Below are 14069 nucleotides of genomic sequence, written 5' to 3' on the forward strand. Positions count from 1 at the left end.
TACTCTAACCCGGTCCCACAACGACCGGCGCTTTCACGATCCGTCCCCTTCCGCCCGGGCCGGGGTGGCCACCCCGGCCCGGGCAATCCAGCATGACCCAAACGGACCGCAATGTCATAAGACAAGCCTTCCCGGCAGGCAGAATCATCTGCTGCCTTGAAATCCGTTCCGGGCGGCGGTCCACCGGCCCGGCTTGCGCAAATCCCTTGGGGACGGCAATGCTGCGCCCCGCCCGATGATCGCCGCCGGCCTGGGGAACGGCGCCATGGGCATGCGGTCAGTCGCTCATGTCCGGATCACGCCCCTGACGCCTGTCGAGCCATCGCATGGCGGGTGTGACGGTTAGGCCGTGGAGCAGGATCGACATCAGTGCGGTCAGGCCGATGATCGCCCACAGGCGGCTGGCCTCTCCCACCTTCATCTGGTTCAGACCATAGGCCAAATAGTAGAAAGATCCGACGCCCCTTATGCCGAAGAAGGCGATGGTCAGCTTTTCGACCCGATCCGCCCTGAAGCCGGCCAGACCCACAAGACCCGTCACCGGACGAACGATCAACAGGATCAGCAGCACCAGCACGATGTCGGACGGGCGCAACGGCGACAGGAGACCGCCGATCAGCGCGCCGCCGAACAGAAGCAGGAGAGCCATCATCGAAAGGCGCTCCACCTGTTCGGTAAGATCATGCATCTGCACGTTGAACGCATGGTCGCGATGCGACGCGCGCAGGGTCAGCGCCGTCACGAAGACCGCCAGGAAGCCATAGCAGTTGAGGATTTCGGTCAGGCCATAGGACAGGAAGGTGGCGGCTATGGCGATCAGGCCGTCTCCGGTCCGGGCAAGTTTCGTCTCGGCCGGAATGTGGAAGGTCAGCCATCCGAACAGCTTTCCCACGGCCCAGCCGCCGCCCACGCCGACGACGATCTCCCACAGCACGTTCAGGCCAAGCCATTTTCCGAACCATGACTCCCCCATATTCCCCGTCAGGGCGAGCGCGATGGCGAGGTGAACGAAGGGAAAGGCAAGGCCGTCGTTCAGGCCTGCCTCCGATGTCAGGCCGAAGCGGACTTCATCTTCCTCGCCCGTGCGCGGCGGGCCGACCTGGACATCGGCGGCCAGCACCGGGTCGGTGGGGGCGAGGCTGGCGGCCAGCAGCAGGGCGATGGCCCAGGGAAGACCGAGCAGCACGCCCCCCAACAGCGTGATGAGCGCGATGCCCAGCGGCATGGTGATGGCGAGCAGCCGCCAGGTCACCATCCAGCGCCGCCAGTCGAACGGCCGGTCCAGCTTCAGTCCCGCGCCCATCAGGGCGATGATCACGACCAGTTCGGTAAAATGTTCGGTCACATCCGGATATTCCAGCGGCGACGGTCGGAATTCGATGCCGGGGATGCGGAATATCGCGGCGCCGATCAGGATGCAGACGATGGGCAGCGACAGCGGCAGCTTCCTCAAGGCCAGCGGCAGCCATGCGACCAGGACTATCAGCAGCCCCGCGCCCGTCAGGACCAGAATATAGGGATCGGGCGCGGTGAACGGCATTTCCATGGGGGGGCAACGCGCCGCCGCGGCCGGCGTTGCCGCGACATGGCCCGGCGGTCCGCCCCTTCGTCCCGGAAGGTCAGCTTGCCGCGGCCAGCGCCCGGTCGATGTCGCCCAATATGTCGTCGATATGCTCTATCCCGATGGAAAGCCGCACATAGCCGGGCGACACGCCGGTCGCCATCTGCTCCGCTTCGTTCAACTGCGAATGGGTCGTGGACGCTGGATGGATCGCCAGGCTGCGCGCGTCGCCGATATTGGCGACATGGTAGAAAAGATCCAGCGCATCGATGAAGCGGCGACCCGCCTCCATGCCGCCGGCAAGCTCGAACCCGACGAGCCCGCCCTTGCCTCCGGTCAGATAATGCTCCGCAAGGGCCCGGGCGCGGCCATCCTGTTGCGAGGGGTAGATGACCCTGGTCACGGCGGGGTGGCGCGCCAGATGTTCGGCCACCCTGACCGCATTGGCGCAATGCCGTTCCATCCGCAGCGCCACGGTCTCGATACCCTGGATCAGCTGAAACGCATTGAAGGGGGACAATGCCGCGCCTAGGTCGCGCAGCAGGATGACCCGCGCCCGCAGGATATAGGCGATCGGGCCCAGGGGCTTTGCCGCCTCTGCCCATATCGCGCCATGGTAGGAAGGATCGGGCGTGTTCAGCAGCGGCTGTCGTTCGGGATGAGCGGCCCAGTCGAAATTCCCGCCATCGACGATCAGGCCGCCGATCGACGTGCCATGTCCGCCAAGATATTTCGTCGCGGAATAGACGATAATGGCCGCGCCGTGATCCAGCGGGCGGCACAGCAGCGGAGCGGCCGTGTTGTCCATGATGAGCGGGATGCCCCGTTCCCGGCCGATGGCGGCGACCTCCGCGATCGGGAACACCTCCAGCTTGGGATTGGGCAGGGTTTCGGCATAGTAGGCGCGCGTGCGATCGTCGGTGGCCCGCCGGAAATCTTCCGGATCGGCCGGATCGACGAAGCGCACTTCGATCCCCTGGTCCTTCAGCGTGTTCGCGAACAGATTATAGGTGCCGCCATAGAGCGCCGTCGAACTCACGATATTGTCGCCGGCCCGCGCCAGATTCTGGATCGCATAGGCCGACGCCGCCTGTCCCGACGCCACCGCCAGCGCGGCGGCGCCCCCCTCCAGCGCCGCGACGCGCTTTTCCAGCACATCGGTGGTCGGATTCATGATCCGCGTGTAGATATTGCCCATTTCCTGCAGCGCGAAGAGCGAGGCCGCATGCTCCGCGTCGCGAAACTGATAGGATGTCGTCTGGTGGATCGGCACCGCGACGGAGCCCGTCGCTGGATCGGCCCGCCATCCCGCATGAACGGCAAGGGTTTCCGGATTCGGCTTGTTCCTGGACATTGGGGCTCCGCAGCATCGTTGATCCGGCGTCAGGGTGACGGTGCGGCCCGGCAAAAACAAGAGGCTGCGTCACGCGCGGCGGTCAGGGGAGCCGGCCAGCTTCCCCTTCCGGCGCGCCAGCCGCGAAGCGCCGGTCATGCCGCGGCCGCGGCGTCCCGCTCCTGCCTGAACCAGCGCGAAAGCAGGAACAGCACAGCGGCGATATAGAGGCCCGCGCCGGGAACCCACATCAGCAGCCCGGCAAGCTGCTGGTCCTCCAGCGGCGTCAATCCCCAGGCCAAGCTGCTGATGAAATGCGGGGAATAGACCGCCACGCTCGAAAAGGTCAGCAACGCGCCCAGCAGGCCCATCTGGAGCATGGTGGCCAGAAGAGCGGTCACCGCCAGAGGAAGCGGCGCGGCCATGACCCCACGCCACAGCGCCAGCGCGGTCAGCAGCAGGCTTCCCTGCATCGTCCAGTAGACGGCATGATCGGAAAGCGCGGCGGCATAGGCGCCGGGTATATGCCACGACCATAAAGCGGCCGCATGCAGGCAGGTCCATAAGGCCACGCCGCCCGCGGCTCGCCGCTCGGCAAAAGCCATGGCCAGCAAGGGGGCGACAATCGATGTCAGGACGAGATGGTGCAGGGTCCGGGCCGAAAACAAGGCGGAGGTCAATGCGCATAGCGGGGAGATGAACAGAAATGCGAGCAACAGGATCGCGGACAAGGACCGGCTTCTCCCGTCCGCGGACCGCAGCCGGAGGCTCGCCATGATGGCAAGCCCGAACGCTGCCAGCAGCACCGGATCGAAGTTCCAGCGGGTCAGCAGGTCCACGGGCGCCGGCGCGGGGCCGCAATAGGGTATCCAGCCTGATCCCGGCTCCACGCGCTGCCTCCGTGCGAAATTGCGGATCGCCCTTTAACCGCTCGCGCCGGGGCTGGTTCCCGGACGCGGCATCGTGCATCGCGCGGCTGCGCTATCGTCGCAGCAGGACGCTGCCGACCTTGTCTCCATTGGACCGCCGCATCACGCAATGGGACGGCTGGTGCTGCTGGATGGCGTTCAGGATCGCGGCGGCATTCCCCCGCGACACGGGGGACCAGAATGGCGGCGTGGTGAAGGAAATCTCCAGATTCTCGGCGGCAGCGCGTTTGACGATCGAGCGAATCAGGGCGTTCTTATGGTCCGACATTCATGTCCCCCCAGCGATGTTCATGCGCCCGTCATGCGGCTTTGCCCGCATTTTCATGGTTAATTCCATCCAACTGGCCACAAACGGCAGGCCGGCCATTTTGTTCCGCACCTGCGAAGAAAATTCTTTCGGCCATGTTTGCGGGGAACAGGGCAGCGCGGGCAACCCCCGCATTCGGCCTTCACCATAGCACGCCATCGACCGGTTCCACCGGGGCGGGCGGCGGCAGATCGATCGACTCGTACAGGTCCGCTTCGATCACGGTCGTGATGCTGTCGAGCGGCAGGTCATGGACGCTGTTGCCGAACGGATCGACCAGATCGTCCCCGATCTGGAGCACCGCCAGATACATGAAGCCGGCGACCGCCGATCCGATCGGCGTCGCCGCGCCCAGCGTCTCCACCAGCCCGATCGGCAGCAGGATGCAGAAAAGCCGGGTGAAGAATTGCGGGAAGGCACGATATTGGGCAGGTAGCGGAGTATTCTTGATCCGCTCCATGCCGCCCTGCGCATTGGCCATGTCCACCAGCACGGCTTCGATCCGGCCTTGCTGGATAGTGTCGATCCATCCCCGCCGCACCAGACCGGCGACACGGCGTCCGCTGCCCTCCAGCACGCCGTTGGCGGGATTGCGCCGGGCCAGTTCCGGATGATCGCCCGGGCCCAATATGCGGTGGATGTCCCCGCCCGTTTCCAGCCGCCGCAACTGCCGGCGCAGCGTGTGGACATAGGCCACCTGGCGCAGCACCAGTTCACGTCCCAGGGCCTGCGCCTCCTCCTCTTCGGGCAGGAAGGCCAGCACCGCGCGGGCGAAGCTGCGCGACGCATTGACCATCGCGCCCCACAATATGCGCGCTTCCCACCAGCGCTGATAGGCCGAATTGACACGCACGCCGAGCACCAGCGCAAGCGCCGTGCCGAAGATGGTAAGCGGCAGGGCCGGAGCCCTGAACGGCGAGATGAAGTAGAAGATGGTGACCGCCAGGTCCCAGAAGAAGAGCGCGACCAGCACGCTCCAGGCTCGCTCGAAACCCTGACGGATGCGTGGGGCGGTACCGATGATCATGAGAGGTTACGAAACGGCACCGTCATGTTCGTCCAGCTTCAGCCAGGCGTTGCGCAATGCAAGGCTGCCGAATATGCCGACGGCTTTCAGCGTCGTGGCTTCCAGTGTCGGCACGCCATCGAGCAGCGCCAGGACAAGGCAGCCCAGGCCCAGGAGCATGGCGGCATAGATGGGCAGCGCCTCCAGGTCGTTCCATCCGATGGGGGCAAGGGCGTCGGCGCGGGAAAGCCGGATCGGCGGCATGACGGAAACTCCTCTTCCAGATGCAGGGATTTCCGCGAAAATGATGCGTTGCGAAAGGCGCGGTCAACGCTTCCCGCGCCGTGCAACCCAGTCTTGCGTCAGGGTGAAACGAGCAAGAAACGCTAACAGTCCGGGCTTATTTCGGAGACGCGGCAATGAAAACATACGGTCTTGCAACCTGACTTCCGTTGCATCGCAACATGCCGGGCCTAGCTTGTCCCCATGCCTGATCGCTTTGCCGAGATCGAATCCTTCGTGACGATCGCCCAATCCAACAACCTGTCGGAGGCTGCGCGGCGTCTGGGCCTGTCGCTGGCCGCGACCAGCCGCCGCCTGTCCCAACTGGAACAGCGGCTGGGGGTGCTGCTCGTCCGCCGCAACAGCCGGCATTTCAGCCTGACGGACGAAGGATCGCTGCTGTATGAACGGGCAGGCCACGCCCTGACCGCAATCGAGGAGGCGGAAACCGATCTGATGCGCCGGTCGACGGAGGCGAGCGGCACGCTGCGCATCGTCACGACCATCGACGCGGGGCGGGCGCGCCTGGCGCCGCTGTTCCACGAATATGCGCTGCTGCATCCCGACGTCACCCTGCATCTGGAAACGTCCGATCAGCCAGCGACCAGCATGATCGGCAGCGGGCACGACATCGCCATCTGCTTCGATCCGCCAGCCGACAGCGCACTGATGATGAAGCGGCTGGCGGACAATCCCCGGCTGCTCTGCGCCGCCCCCGCCTATCTCGACCGGCGCGGGCGCCCGTCGCGGACAGCCGATCTCGCGGGACACAACAAGATCGTCGTGGGCGCGTCGCAGGGCGAGCTGTGGCGAAGGATCATGGGTGGCGCGGCAGGATGGCGGCTGACGCTGAACACCAATGATGCCGAACTGGCGCGCGCCTGGGCGCTGGAGGGGTCGGGCATCGGCATCAAGTCGCTGTGGGATGTGCAGGAGGATCTGGAGAACGGCCGGCTGGAGCCGGTGCTGCCCGACCTGTCGCTGCCGCCCTCGACCATCGCGGCGCTCTATCTGCCGGGCCAGTTGAATTCACCCAAGGTCCGCTCGTGCCTCAACTTTCTCGCACGCCGCCTGCGCGGATCATGACGCCTTCTCCGTCGATCCCGCCTTTCATCGATGGGATCGAAAGGGCAGGACGCCCCTATTTCACCGCCTCCTCCCGCTCCCGCGCGAGCCGCCTCGCCAGCAGTCGGCGTGACCGCCCGGCATAGCGGCGGCAGGCGCCGGGCGAGCCGTCATACCGCCGAGGACCGGCATTGTCCGGATGCGCGGCAATCAATATGTCGCACTTCAACATGCCCATGCGCCTGTAGCTGACAGCAAAACCTCTGACGATCGCGGCGCTGGAAGGCGCGGTAAAGCGGTAATTGTCGGCCGACACCGGGTTGAGGCTGGACGCGAAGACGATCTCCTTGCACGCCCTGCCCTCACAGGCGTTCCAGCTCCACGTCATGCTGCCCATCGTATGGCCGGGCGTCGCATGCGCCTTGATGGATATGCGGCCCAGCCTCAGGACTTCTCCGTCATCCATGATGCGCAGCCGCGACACCGCCGGCCAGGTGCCGCCATAATCGAATTGCGGATCGTCCTTTGCAAGTGCGCCGGCCCGCAGGCCCTCGGCGCCGCGCCGGCTGGCCACCACCGTGGCGCCAGTGGCGCGCGCCAGCGCCGCAAACCCGCCGGCATGATCATAATGCGGCTCGGTACTCAGAATAAATTTGATGTCTTTGGGATCGAACCCCAGCTTGCGGACATGCCTCAGGATCATCGGCGCCGCCTGCGGGAGCGCACCGTCGATCAGGACAAGACCCGCCCCCGTGTCGATCAGAACGACGCTCAGGCCGCCGAAACCCACCAGATAGCTGCTGCCGAAAATCTTCTCCGGCGGCAGAGGCGCAAGCCACTCCCGGGCTCTTTCCACCGCCATCGGGCGGGTCAAGGGGTCGTCCGCAGGCAAGGGCCCATGCGGTTCCGTCCTGACAGCCGCTGACGCGGAACTCACCGCCAGCGATGCGGCCATGGCCATCGATGCGATCATCTTCATCTCCCTTCCCTGCCGGGATGCCGATGGACGCTTTCGCGCACAAAGCATGATTTCTCGACAAAGCCATGAGAATAATTGATGACGGGCCATGGATCGCGCCCAACTTCCCCTGAACGCCCTGCGCGCCTTCGAAGCGGCGGCGCGCCACCTTAATTTCACCCGCGCGGCGATTGAGCTTTGCGTCAGCCAGGGGGCGGTCAGCCATCATGTCGCGCAGCTTGAGCGCCGCCTTGGCGTCCGCCTCTTTCACCGCCTGCCGCGTGGGCTGGCGCTCACGGACGAGGGGCATGCGCTCGTGCCCGTGCTGGCGGAGGCGTTCGACCGCGTGGGCGCGACGCTCGACCAATATGCCGGCGGCCGCTTTCGCGAGATGTTGAAGGTCGGCGTCGTCGGCACGTTCGCGACCGGCTGGCTGTTGCCCCGACTGGACGCCTTTGCCCGCGCCCACCCCGCCATCGACCTGCGCGTTTCGACCAACAACAATCGCGTGGACCTGGCGGGAGAAGCGCTGGATTTCGCCATTCGCTTCGGCGACGGCGCATGGCATGGCACCCATGCCGAACCCATGTTAGAAGCACCGCTGACGCCGCTTTGCGCGCCGGCCATGGCCGCGCGGTTCAGCGCACCTGCAGACCTCCTCCATGAACGGTTGTTGCGTTCCTACCGGCCGGACGAATGGGCGCTCTGGTTCGGGGCCGCGGGCGTTGCCGCCCCGCTTCTGCGCGGGCCCGTTTTCGACAGTTCGGCGCTGATGGTCTCCGCCGCCATGGCCGGCCTGGGCGTCGCGCTGGCGCCGCCCGTCATGTTCATGCGCGAACTCGCCTCGGAACTGCTCGTCCAGCCCTTCCCGATCATGATCGACGCGGGCCGTTATTGGCTCACGCGCCTCATCTCGCGTCCTGAAAGCGACGCGATGCGGCGCTTCCGCGAATGGCTTGCGGACAGCGGCGGGGCAGAAGCGCCGACCGCGCCATAGCACCGGATTCCGGCCCCGACATGGAGCCTTGTCCGCCCCATCGAAATCGTCCAGATTTCCATCGAACCGACGGCGGAGAACAGATGATGGGCTTTCAGGCGGCGCTTCCGCGCATCCTTCGCGTCGGCGGCGGCGTGTCCGGCGAACTCGCCCCGCTATTGGCGACATTGGGGCTGTCGCGGCCGCTGATCGTCACCGACCGCTTCCTGAAGGACGGCGGGCGAGCCGATGCCCTGATGGACGAACTGCACAAGGCGGGAATGGCCGCCCGCATATTTGCCGACACCCTGCCGGAACCGACCGCCGCCTCCATCGAGGAGGCCCGCGCCTTTCTGGAGGAGGGCGATCATGACTGCGTCGTCGGCTTCGGCGGCGGAAGCCCGATCGATAGCGCGAAGGCGATCGCGGTGCTCGCCGTCCATGGCGGCGTCTGCCGCGACTATAAGGTGCCCCATGTCCAGGACGCGCCCGGCCTTCCCGTCATTGCGATACCCACGACGGCCGGCACCGGATCGGAAGCGACGCGCTTCACCATCGTCACGGATGAGACGACGGACGAAAAGATGCTGCTGGCCGGCCTCGCCTATCTGCCGACAGCCGCCCTGGTCGATTTCGAACTGACGCTGACGATGCCGCCGCGCCTGACCGCCGACACCGGGATCGACGCGCTGACCCATGCCATCGAAGCCTATGTGTCGCGCCGGGCCAACCCCTTTTCGGACAGCTTCGCGCTATCGGCCATGCGCGCCATCGCGCCGCATCTGCGACGCGTATGGGCGGACCCGGAAGACCGCCCCGCACGCGAGGCGATGATGTTCGGTTCGACCCAGGCCGGCATCGCCTTCTCCAACGCCAGCGTCGCGCTGATTCATGGCATGAGCCGGCCGATCGGGGCGCATTTCCACGTGCCGCACGGCCTTTCCAATGCGATGCTGCTGCCGGCTGTCACCGCCTTTTCGGCGCCGGGCGCCCTTCGGCGCTATGCCGATTGCGCGCGGGCCATGGGCGTCGCCGCGGCGGAGGAGGGCGACCAGGGCGCCGTTGGCAAGCTGATCGAGGATCTGACCCGCATCAACGAGGAACTCCGTGTCCCCACGCCCGCCGCCTACGGCATAGACGCCGACAAATGGGACGCGCTGCTGCCGCTGATGGCGGAGCAGGCGCTCGCTTCCGGATCGCCCGGCAACAACCCCATCGTGCCGGACGCGGACGAAATCCAGGCGCTTTATCGCCAGGCCTGGGGGCCTTGATCCGGGGCCCGAGGCAGGTCGTAGCCATGCATGTCCCGATCCGGCACAACCCTATGTTAACCATCTTTAACCCTTAGCGTCGGGCGATCGGTCGCATAGGGTCGGCGCATGAAAAAGCTCAGCATTCTCTTCGCCGCCAGTGTTGCCGCCCTTGCAGCCTCGCCCGGCCTCGCTTCTCCCGTCGCGGGCACGGACGCGCTGCGCGAATGGAATCTGATCGTCCTTGGCAACCTCGATTCCTCTTCCGAAGTGGAAGGCAGAACCTTCGTGGGCGGCGACCTGACCGGCACGTCGTCCAATTATCAGATCGGCACGCCGACCGCCTCCCCCACCGGTCAGCCCGGCCTGACCGTGGTCGGCAACGTCACGGGCGGCGTCAAGAACCTGAACAACGGATCGGGCGCCGTCATCGGCGGCAATGTCGATAGCGGGTTCAACCTCAATGGCCCCAGCCAGACGGTGAAGGTCGGCGGGACGATCAACAACACCAACGTCAACCAGAATGTGGTGCAATCCGGACTGGCCGGTTCGGACCCCGCCTTCATCGGCAACCTGACCGCCCAGGGAGCGACCCTGGCCGGCAGCATGAAACAATTGTCCGCGACCCTGTCGGGCCTTTCCCCGAACAGCCAGATGGACATCAGCGGCAATCGGGCGACCTTCAACGCGGCCCCCGATGCGGACGGTCTGGCGGTCTTTTCGATCACGGCGGCCGACCTCAATTCCATCGGGGAAATCGCCTTCCATCTGAATGGCGCGGATACGGCCATCGTCAATGTAAGCGGAGCGTCGATCAACCTGAACGACAATTTCCTGGGCGGCACCGCGGGACTGGGCGAACATGTCATCTGGAACTTTGGCGATGCGCAGAATCTGGACCTGACGACCAGTTGGGGCGGCTCCGTCCTGGCGCCGTGGGCGGCCGCCCATAGCAGCAATTACATTCAGGGATCGGCTGTGTTCGGCAGCCTCGATCAGGACGGGGAAATGCATCTGGGCACCTATAATGGCGGGTATAATCCGCCGGTGACGCCGCCCGGCGGCAGTTCGGGAGGAACGCCGGTTCCCGAAGGTCCGGCATGGCTGCTTTTCATCCTCGGGGCCGGTGCGCTGTTTTTCGCCAGGCGGCGGCGTCGTTCGGCAGCGGCCGGGGGAATGTAAGGCCGGCGTCTCCTGTCTTCGTCATTGCGTGGAAGCGATCTTTTGTTCACCTTCGCGCCGGATGATGAAAGAAGATGATCGGCAGGACCGCCCCATGGCCCGACATATGGCGTTTCACCGCAAACATCCCGTCGCCGCCGCGCTGGTGACGCTGGCGCTATCGGCAATCGGCCTGGGCGGGACTCTCTGGGCCTGCGCCGACTCTTCCTGCTCGCCCGGCTGGCAATTGGCTTCCCCCGATTATGATTGCGGCGGACGCGCGGCGATCAGCCCGGGCAACGATACGCGGATCAACATCCTGCTGCTCATGCGAAGCCTGAGGCCCGTGGACGGCCCTCGCAAAGGCGCGGCGACCGATATGAACAATCCGCAATTCGGTGGAACCTTCATGACATGGCCCGGCCTGCGCGCCGCCTTCTGGCCGGAAGCCGCAAGGGACAGCCAAGGCGATGGCGCTGCGGCGAACGGCCATGCGACCGACTGCGCGGCTTCCGCTGAAGCCACGGCAGCCTTCAATGCCGCGCTTGCCGTCGAGACCGGCCTGCCGGAGGCGGAACGCACCGAACTGGCGCGGCTGCGCGCACAGACCGGTTGCGGCACGGCCGATTGGGGAAATGCCGCGATCTCCAGCAGGCCGGGCCGCGAATATCTATCCTATCTGAAAGCGGCAGAGGCCTTCCACAAGGGCGACTGGCAGGTTGCGCGAGACAGCTTCGTTCCATTGACCCGCGCCCGCAGCCAATGGGTCGCGGAAACAGCGAAATATATGCCGATCCGTATCGGCCTGCGCGCGGCGGTGGCCCAGGCGGTCGATGAATATGGCGATTTCGCTGGCCCCGAAAAGGTCGATCGCGCCGCGGTCGCGGAGGCGGGCAACGCCATCTCCGCTTATCTCAAGGCCTATCCCAGGGGCCGCTATGCCGCATCGGCCGAAGGGCTGATGCGCCGCGTGGCGTGGTTGAGCGGGGACATGGCGGCGCTTGCCCGCAGCTATGAAAAGCTGCTGGCCACGGTGCCCGGCGACGATGAGGCAGCAGCCGATCTTGCAGAGGAGATCGACATCAAGCTGCTGGAACGTCAGGATGCGAGCCGGATCATCGGCAGCCAGAACGGAACGCCGCTGCTGCTGGCCGTAGCCGATCTCAAGCGGATGCGGCGGCAGGGCGCCGATCCGGCCGTCCTGTCTGCCGCCGAGCTGGCGGCGCAGAAGAGCCAGTTCACCGCCCATGCCGATCTTTACGGGCTGCTCCAGGCCAGCAGGCTCTATTATGCCGGGGACGATCCGAAGGCGATCCTGGCGCTGCTGCCCGATGCGGCGCGCAGCAGCCGCTTCACGCCGCTTGCTTTCAGCCGGCAGATGCTGCGCGGCATGGCCCTTGGTCGAACGCGCGATCCCAACGAGGCGGGATTCTGGCGCGATCTGCTGCGTGGGGCGAACCCGCTTTATGAGCGGCCGTTGGTGGAAATGGGGCTTGCTCTCCGCTGGCAGCGCGATGGACGGCTGGAGCAGGTCTTCGCGCCCGGATCGCCTGTCACGGACAGCATGACCCGGACGATTTTGCTGCAAACCCTGGCAAGCCCATCCATCCTGCGTGCGGCGGCGAATGATCGCACGCGTCCAGTGCGCGAGCGGGACGTGGCGCGCTTCACCTTGCTCTACAAGGATTTGACGAGAGGAGCCTTTGGCGATTTCACCGGCGATCTTACGCTAGTGCCCGCCAGCGCGGGAAGCGAGGGCGGGCTATGGGACTTCTCCCAGCAGGACATGATTCCGGTGGGGCTGTTCCGAAAGGGCAGATGGTCGGACGGCTTTCCTTGCCCCAGCATAGCGCAAACCGCCGCGACTCTCGCGCACGCTCCCGCCAATGCAAAGGCGCGGTTGTGTCTGGGCGATTTCTATCGGCTGAACGGTTTCGATGGCTTCAGCCTGTTCAAGGCAGGTGGCGACAGGTTCAGCCTCGGCAATGGGCCGGACGGCTTTTCCGGCCGCCCGCTGTCTCGCGCGGACATTTATGCCGCGATCATCGCGGACAAGGGAGCGGCGGCTGAAGACCGGGCCTATGCTCTGTATCGTGCCGTGATGTGCTATGCGCCGTCTGGCTTTAACGGTTGTACCGGGCCCTATCGCAGCTATGAGGAATTGGAGGCGGCGCAGGCACCTCAAGCCGATCGCAAGGCGTGGTTCACCGAGTTGAAGCAGCGCTATCCCGACAGCCGATGGGCAAAGTCCCTGCGTTATTATTGGTGAACATGCGTGCAAGCGGATGGTCGATGGCGCTGCTGGCGCTGCTGGCGTTGACCGGCTGTCGGCGCGAAACGGAGGCGGAGCGTGTCGATCCGGCTGGTCATGAGGCATTCTATCTCTGGCCTGGCGTGCGTCCGGCAAAGAATGTCCGGGCGAAGATCCTCTACCTTCTTGACGGAGAGGTTCGGCGTAGGGGACCCGTCCGGCTGGAAAAGCTGCGCATGGGGATGCCCCGGTTGCCGAGCAAGAAGATCTGGCTGGTCGTCAGGGCAGATCGGCTGGATTGGAATGATGCTGTTTACGAGACGATCTTCGACGATCTGCATCGCTGGCGCGAGGCAGGCAATGAGGTTGTCGGACTCCAGGTCGATTTCGATGCCGCTACGCGCGGGATCGGCGGCTATGGCAATTTTCTGCGTGATTTGCGGCAACGCCTGCCCCGCCATTGGCGGCTGTCGATCACCGGCCTGATGGACTGGAGCGCCCATGGCGACCCGCGGGCCCTAGCAAGACTCGCCGGCCTGATCGATGAGGTTGTGGTCCAAACCTACCAGGGTCGCACCACCATCCCCGGCTATGAGGATTATTTTCGCCGGATGGAAAGCTTCCCCATTCCCTTCCGCGTGGCATTGATCGAGGGCGGAGCATGGCAGGCACCGCCTATGCTATCGCGTCATCCGCAATTCAAAGGCTATGTGGTGTTCTTGCTATCCCGCAACAGCTCTGACGGCCATTGATTCTCAACCGGTTCCTTCCAGGAAATCTACCCAGGGTTGGAGGGTGGGTTTGAGGTATGATTTGGGCTGGTGGTTTGCCGGTTTGCCAGCGCGGCCTGAGGGGCTGCGCTTGGGGGCATTGCGCCTGGGCGCAGGAGATTGCGAATGGGTTAATGTGAAGCGCGAGCTATAATGCCTGGCGACGCCCTACTCTTCCGGGGCTTGAGCCACAGTACCATCGGCGCAGACTGGTTTCACG

At 65.2% G+C, this 14069-nt stretch carries 13 protein-coding genes; 6 read left to right on the forward strand and 7 right to left on the reverse strand.

Annotation, left to right across the window (positions count from 1 at the left end):
- Positions 1 to 277: 277 nt before the first annotated feature.
- The 6 genes from EWH10_RS21510 to EWH10_RS21535 all read right to left on the reverse strand — a co-directional run bounded on the left by EWH10_RS21510 (position 278) and on the right by EWH10_RS21535 (position 5400).
- Complete coding sequence (locus EWH10_RS21510; RefSeq protein ID WP_065847597.1) at positions 278 to 1546, reverse strand: cation:proton antiporter; 1269 nt, start codon at positions 1544 to 1546, stop codon at positions 278 to 280.
- A gap of 73 nt (positions 1547 to 1619) precedes the next feature.
- Positions 1620 to 2915, reverse strand: a complete 1296-nt coding sequence (locus tag EWH10_RS21515) for an O-acetylhomoserine aminocarboxypropyltransferase/cysteine synthase family protein (RefSeq protein WP_065847599.1) — start codon at positions 2913 to 2915, stop codon at positions 1620 to 1622.
- A gap of 134 nt (positions 2916 to 3049) precedes the next feature.
- On the reverse strand, positions 3050 to 3784 hold the full coding sequence (locus EWH10_RS21520) for a cytochrome c oxidase assembly protein (RefSeq protein ID WP_065847601.1): 735 nt from the start codon (positions 3782 to 3784) through the stop codon (positions 3050 to 3052).
- Positions 3785 to 3875: 91 nt separating this feature from the next.
- Positions 3876 to 4091: a hypothetical protein gene (locus tag EWH10_RS21525; RefSeq protein ID WP_025546858.1), complete on the reverse strand. Its 216-nt coding sequence runs from the start codon at positions 4089 to 4091 to the stop codon at positions 3876 to 3878.
- A 181-nt stretch (positions 4092 to 4272) separates the two neighbouring features.
- The gene (locus tag EWH10_RS21530) at positions 4273 to 5157 is read right to left on the reverse strand and encodes a bestrophin family protein (protein WP_065847603.1); all 885 of its coding nucleotides are present in this window, start codon (positions 5155 to 5157) and stop codon (positions 4273 to 4275) included.
- Between the two features lie 6 nt (positions 5158 to 5163).
- Positions 5164 to 5400: a hypothetical protein gene (locus EWH10_RS21535; RefSeq protein ID WP_025546856.1), complete on the reverse strand. Its 237-nt coding sequence runs from the start codon at positions 5398 to 5400 to the stop codon at positions 5164 to 5166.
- Positions 5401 to 5622: 222 nt separating this feature from the next.
- Here EWH10_RS21535 and EWH10_RS21540 point away from each other — a divergent pair, with 222 nt between their 5' ends.
- The gene (locus tag EWH10_RS21540) at positions 5623 to 6504 is read left to right on the forward strand and encodes a LysR family transcriptional regulator (RefSeq protein ID WP_061934106.1); all 882 of its coding nucleotides are present in this window, start codon (positions 5623 to 5625) and stop codon (positions 6502 to 6504) included.
- A 55-nt stretch (positions 6505 to 6559) separates the two neighbouring features.
- Here the strand turns inward: EWH10_RS21540 and bla are convergent, their stop codons facing one another.
- Entirely contained in the window at positions 6560 to 7456 is an 897-nt protein-coding gene (gene bla / locus EWH10_RS21545) for a subclass B3 metallo-beta-lactamase (RefSeq protein ID WP_065847610.1), read from the reverse strand.
- A 94-nt stretch (positions 7457 to 7550) separates the two neighbouring features.
- Between bla and EWH10_RS21550 the strand changes: the two genes are divergently transcribed.
- The 5 genes from EWH10_RS21550 to EWH10_RS21570 all read left to right on the forward strand — a co-directional run bounded on the left by EWH10_RS21550 (position 7551) and on the right by EWH10_RS21570 (position 13831).
- Complete coding sequence (locus EWH10_RS21550; protein WP_065847605.1) at positions 7551 to 8438, forward strand: LysR family transcriptional regulator; 888 nt, start codon at positions 7551 to 7553, stop codon at positions 8436 to 8438.
- A gap of 83 nt (positions 8439 to 8521) precedes the next feature.
- Positions 8522 to 9688, forward strand: coding sequence for an iron-containing alcohol dehydrogenase (locus EWH10_RS21555; protein WP_226870458.1), 1167 nt, complete (start codon positions 8522 to 8524; stop codon positions 9686 to 9688).
- A 108-nt stretch (positions 9689 to 9796) separates the two neighbouring features.
- A complete protein-coding gene (locus EWH10_RS21560) occupies positions 9797 to 10849 on the forward strand; it encodes a choice-of-anchor A family protein (protein ID WP_065847606.1) in 1053 nt (350 codons plus the stop codon).
- A 94-nt stretch (positions 10850 to 10943) separates the two neighbouring features.
- Positions 10944 to 13097 (forward strand): PA5441 family protein, encoded by a 2154-nt coding sequence (locus tag EWH10_RS21565; protein WP_065847608.1) that lies wholly within the window; start codon positions 10944 to 10946, stop codon positions 13095 to 13097.
- Positions 13098 to 13120: 23 nt separating this feature from the next.
- Positions 13121 to 13831, forward strand: coding sequence for a DUF3142 domain-containing protein (locus tag EWH10_RS21570; protein ID WP_065847614.1), 711 nt, complete (start codon positions 13121 to 13123; stop codon positions 13829 to 13831).
- Positions 13832 to 14069: the final 238 nt, after the last annotated feature.

It is taken from the genome of Sphingobium fuliginis (assembly GCF_004152845.1).
Lineage (GTDB): Bacteria > Pseudomonadota > Alphaproteobacteria > Sphingomonadales > Sphingomonadaceae > Sphingobium > Sphingobium fuliginis.